This window comes from Mycolicibacterium arseniciresistens (genome assembly GCF_030519285.1).
Taxonomy (GTDB): domain Bacteria; phylum Actinomycetota; class Actinomycetes; order Mycobacteriales; family Mycobacteriaceae; genus Mycobacterium; species Mycobacterium arseniciresistens.
Genome location: NZ_JAUMSQ010000436.1, coordinates 1 through 4,213, shown reverse-complemented (window position 1 = coordinate 4,213; position 4,213 = coordinate 1). Strand labels below are relative to the sequence as shown.

The following is a 4,213-nucleotide window of genomic DNA, read 5'->3' as shown; positions in this document are numbered from 1 at the left end:
CACGGCCGCGACCCGCTGCGCGCCGGTCACTGCTCGCCGGCCGCCGAGCCACCCGGGACGACGGCCTGATGGGCGTCGCGCTGCTGGCAGGCCCGGCCAACGTGATCATGCAGCTGGCCCGGCCGGGCGTCGGCTACGGCGTGTACGAGAGCCGTGTCGACAGCGGCCGCATCGACCTGCACCCGGTCAAGCGCGCCCGCACCACGTTCACCTACCTGGCCGTCGCGACCCGTGGCACCGACGCGCAGAAGGCGGCCTACCGGCGCGCGGTGAACACGGCGCACGCGCAGGTGTACTCGACCGACGAGAGCCCGGTGAAGTACCACGCGTTCGACAAGGATCTGCAGCTGTGGGTGGCCGCGTGCCTGTACAAGGGCGGCGTCGACATCCAGCGCATCTTCATCGGCGAGATGGACGACGAGACCGCCGACGAGCACTACCGCGACAGTGCGACGCTGGGCACGACGCTGCAGGTGCCACTGGAGATGTGGCCGGCCGACCGTGCGGCGTTCGACAAGTACTGGCAGGAGTCGCTCGACCAGGTCCACATCGACGACACGGTGCGCGAGTACCTGTTCCCCATCGCCGCGGGCCGCATCCGTGGCGTCCGGCTGCCGCGCGCCGTCCAGCGCCGCCTCGACGCGGCCAACCTGCTGATCACCACCGGCTTTCTGCCGCAACGGTTCCGCGAGGAGATGCGGTTGCCGTGGGACGCCGGACACCAGCGCCGGTTCGACCGCCTGATGACCGTGCTGCGGACAGCGAACGACCTGGCGCCGGGCTTCATCCGGCAGTTCCCGTTCAACGTGCTGCTCAAGGACCTCGACCGGCGCATCCGCACCGGCAAGCCGCTGGTCTAGCCGGGCTCACCCCTCAGCTCGAGTCGTTGAGAGACAACATGTCTGAGAATCGCCTACGCTGAGGCCGGTAGGGCGGCCGGTGATCAGACCGGTCGCGGACGCAAGCGCGCATGACCGGTCCGGAGGTCGGGATGTGGAGGACGGGATCCACCGAAGTCGGCTGTCCGGCCGGGGTCGTGGAGGTCAACCGGCTCCCTCCGCACCGCGCGGGCGGATTCACCTCGCGCAGTGAACCGTTCGGATTCGGGGTGTCGTTCACCGGCCACCGCGCGGCGGAGATCCGCGTGGGATCGGGGGCGTCGCACGTCCGGTCCTTCGCTGCGGGCACGGTCGGGTTGACCGGGCCGCGCAGCATCACCTGGCTCGACGTCGCCGAACCCTCCGAGAGCGTGGACATCCGTCCGGACCCGGCGTTGCTCGTGGCGGTGGGCGCGCGCACCGGCTGCCGCTGGGCTGACCTGGAGGAGTACCGCCAGCTGCCCGACGACGACGTCATCTGGGGCACGTGTGTCGCGTTCCGCACGGCAGTCCTTCGCGGCGCCGCGGTGGCGCCGTCGGCCGCGTCAGCACTGATCGCCAATGTGGCGGTGCACGTGGCAGTGACCCATCTCGGCGGTCGGCGCCCTCGTGGGCACGGCGGCCGGCTCGACGCCGCCACGCTGAGGCGGGTGGGCGTCCACCTGCGCGCCCATCACCGCCGGGTGGTGACGCTCGACGAGATGGCCGCCGTTGCGTTGATGAGCCCGTACCACTTTCACCGAGCATTCCGGCGGACCGTCGGTGTCACACCGGCGACCTGTGCGATGGCCGTCCGGATGGAGCGTGCGCACCGTTCGCTCACCGCCGGCGTCACGGTGCGCGCGACCGCCGACGAGATCGGCATCGCCGACCTGTCGCAGTTCCGCAGGACGTACCGCCGGTTCTTCGGCGATCTCGCCCCAGCGTTCTGAGGCGGGCCCCGTGGTGTCCACCGGACCGATCTTGCTCATTTTGCGTTCGCTCGGTGCCCGGTGCCGGCCGCCGTACTAGCGTCGGTCCGGTCACGGCCGAGAAGCGCTGCTCGCGGAGGGACCCTGATGAAGACCGTGCTGGCGACTGCAGCAGTGCTGATGTCGACGTTCGGGATGACGGCCGTTCCCGGCGCGGCGCATACCGGCTCGTTGACCGCCGAGGATCGGTCGGCGATCACCGACACGGTCACGGGTGTCGGGCTGTTCGCGGATCTGCGCCAGTGGGAGCGGGTGGGCACACTGCTGGCCGACGAGGTGACCACCGACTACGTCAGTGTGTTCGGCGGTGAGGCGGCCACAGTGACGCGCGCGGCCCTGCTTGGGCAGTGGCGCGCCACGCTCGGCGGTCTGGACGCCACCCAGCACCAGATCACCAACGTCGTGGTCTCTCCGGAGGGCGCTGGAGCGATCGCGCTCTCACACGTACGAGCCTCGCACTGGTTCGACGGGCGACCCTGGACGCTCGGCGGGGTCTACACCCACCGTCTGCAACGCGGGCCCGCCGGCTGGCAGGTCACCGACATGGCGATACAGCGGCTCTACGAGGAAGGCGACCGCGGCGTACTGCAAGCCGCGGCACGGTCATAGGACCCCTCATGCGATATCGACTCCTGGGCAACAGTGGCCTGCGTGTCTCCGAGATAGCCTTGGGCACAATGACGTTCGGTGCCGAGGGGTGGGGGACCGGGGAGGACGAGGCAGGCGCCATCTACTCGGCCTTCCGCGACGCCGGCGGCAACCTCGTCGACACGGCGAACGAGATCTACGCCGAGGGCCGTTCGGAGGAGTACCTCGGCCGGCTCATCACCGGGCACCGCCACGAGGTGGTCATCGCCACCAAGTACACCGACGCGCCGCCGGGCACCGACCCGAACGCCGCAGGCAACAGCCGCAAGTCCATGGTGCAATCGGTCGAACGGTCGCTGCGGCGGCTGGGAACCGACTACGTCGATCTGTTGTGGGTGCACGCCTGGGACTTCCTCACGCCGGAGGCCGAGGTGATGCGCGCGCTCGACGACCTGGTCCGCTCCGGCAAGGTCCTGTACGTGGGGATCTCGGACGCGCCGGCATGGGTGGTGGCGCGCTGTCACACGATCGCGGAACTGCGTGGCTGGTCGCCGTTCGTCGGCCTGCAGATCGAGTACAACCTGATCGAGCGCACTCCGGAGCGCGAACTCCTTCCCATGGCCCGCGCACTCGACATCACCGTGGTGGCGTGGTCACCGCTGGCTTCGGGGATCCTCAGCGGCAAGTACGCCGGCGGCGGGGCAAGCCAGGGCGGCCGGCGCCTGGACACCGTCAGCTTCCGAGAACTCGACGAGAGAAGCCTGGCGATCGCCCGCGCCGTCGGCGACGTCGCCGCCCAGCTGGGATGTTCGTCGCCGCAGGTGGCGCTGGCGTGGTTGCGTCAACGGCAGCCCGCACAGGTCATCCCGATCATCGGCGCCCGCACGGTGGCGCAGTTCGAGGACAACGCCGGATGTCTGCTGGTGACGCTCGACGCCGACACGATGACGCGCCTCGACGAGGTCAGCGCCGTGTCGATGGGTTTCCCGACCGACTTCCTGGCCACGACGAGTCAACCCACCTACGGCGGCATGCTCGATCGCATCGACTCCCACCGCGATCGCGGAATGTGGCCCGCGCCGGAGTGAACGGGCGAGCCGAGCGCGTCACGACGGCGCCCGCCAGGAGATCAACACCCGACCCATCATCAGCAGCCGCACCGTCGCCCCTGGCAGTTCCTCGGCGACGTGGCGCCTGAGCGTGCGCACGTCGTCGCGCGGCGGCCACACGATCGGTGCGGTGTGCTCCCACTTCGTGCGGACCAGGAGCATCGCGCCCGTCGCCACGAAACTCCGCACGGCCCAGGGCAGGTGACGCCATCCGGGTCGGGCGAGCGCCCCGACGGCAAGGGTCCCGCCCGGCGCCACCAACGACCGCAGTCGCCGCAGTGCGGCCCGGGTGTCCGGGAGGTGGTGCAGCGCGGCGTTGGACACCACCGCGTCGAAGCGGCCGAGCCCGTCCATGGTGAGCACGTCGCCGTGCAGCCATTCGACGGGTGCGTCGGGAAAGCGCTCACGGGCTCGCTGCAGTACCGGGGCGTCGACGTCCACCGCCACCACCCGAGGCACCCGCCGCGCCAACCGGGCGGCGAGGAACCCGTCGCCGCAGCCCACGTCGAGCACCGACGCCGCGTCGGGCGGCACACACCGGTCGATGGTCGCGTCGTAGTGGATGTTGACGTTCCACGGAGCAGCCACGTGCGCCGAGACTACGGTTGTTGACGGGAATCGGCGGGTGGTTTCAGGCGGTGGATGCAACACCGGGTGGATTCGATGG

The 4,213-nt window shown here is 70.3% G+C and carries 5 protein-coding genes; 4 read left to right on the top strand and 1 reads right to left on the bottom strand.

The window, feature by feature from the left end:
- The 4 genes from Q2100_RS30010 to Q2100_RS29995 all read left to right on the top strand — a co-directional run.
- Positions 1-860, top strand: an 860-nt coding sequence (locus Q2100_RS30010) for an oxygenase MpaB family protein (protein WP_407667724.1), incomplete at its 5' end; no start/stop codon positions are given.
- A 110-nt stretch (positions 861-970) separates the two neighbouring features.
- Positions 971-1,810 carry a helix-turn-helix transcriptional regulator gene (locus Q2100_RS30005; protein ID WP_302916951.1) on the top strand — a complete coding sequence of 280 codons (840 nt, stop codon included), beginning with the start codon at positions 971-973 and terminating at the stop codon, positions 1,808-1,810.
- 126 nt (positions 1,811-1,936) lie between these two features.
- Positions 1,937-2,458: a nuclear transport factor 2 family protein gene (locus Q2100_RS30000; protein WP_302916950.1), complete on the top strand. Its 522-nt coding sequence runs from the start codon at positions 1,937-1,939 to the stop codon at positions 2,456-2,458.
- Positions 2,459-2,466: 8 nt separating this feature from the next.
- On the top strand, positions 2,467-3,525 hold the full coding sequence (locus tag Q2100_RS29995) for an aldo/keto reductase (protein ID WP_302916949.1): 1,059 nt from the start codon (positions 2,467-2,469) through the stop codon (positions 3,523-3,525).
- An 18-nt stretch (positions 3,526-3,543) separates the two neighbouring features.
- Here Q2100_RS29995 and Q2100_RS29990 read toward each other — a convergent pair whose 3' ends face one another.
- On the bottom strand, positions 3,544-4,134 hold the full coding sequence (locus Q2100_RS29990; protein ID WP_302916948.1) for a class I SAM-dependent methyltransferase: 591 nt from the start codon (positions 4,132-4,134) through the stop codon (positions 3,544-3,546).
- Between the last annotated feature and the right edge of the window lie 79 nt (positions 4,135-4,213).

Bases quoted from the DNA above. Each gene is read 5' to 3' on its own strand.
- Q2100_RS30005 (WP_302916951.1), top strand. From the start codon at position 971: ATGACCGGTCCGGAGGTCGGGATGTGGAGGACGGGATCCACCGAAGTC.
- Q2100_RS30000 (WP_302916950.1), top strand. From the start codon at position 1,937: ATGAAGACCGTGCTGGCGACTGCAGCAGTGCTGATGTCGACGTTCGGG.
- Q2100_RS29995 (WP_302916949.1), top strand. From the start codon at position 2,467: ATGCGATATCGACTCCTGGGCAACAGTGGCCTGCGTGTCTCCGAGATA.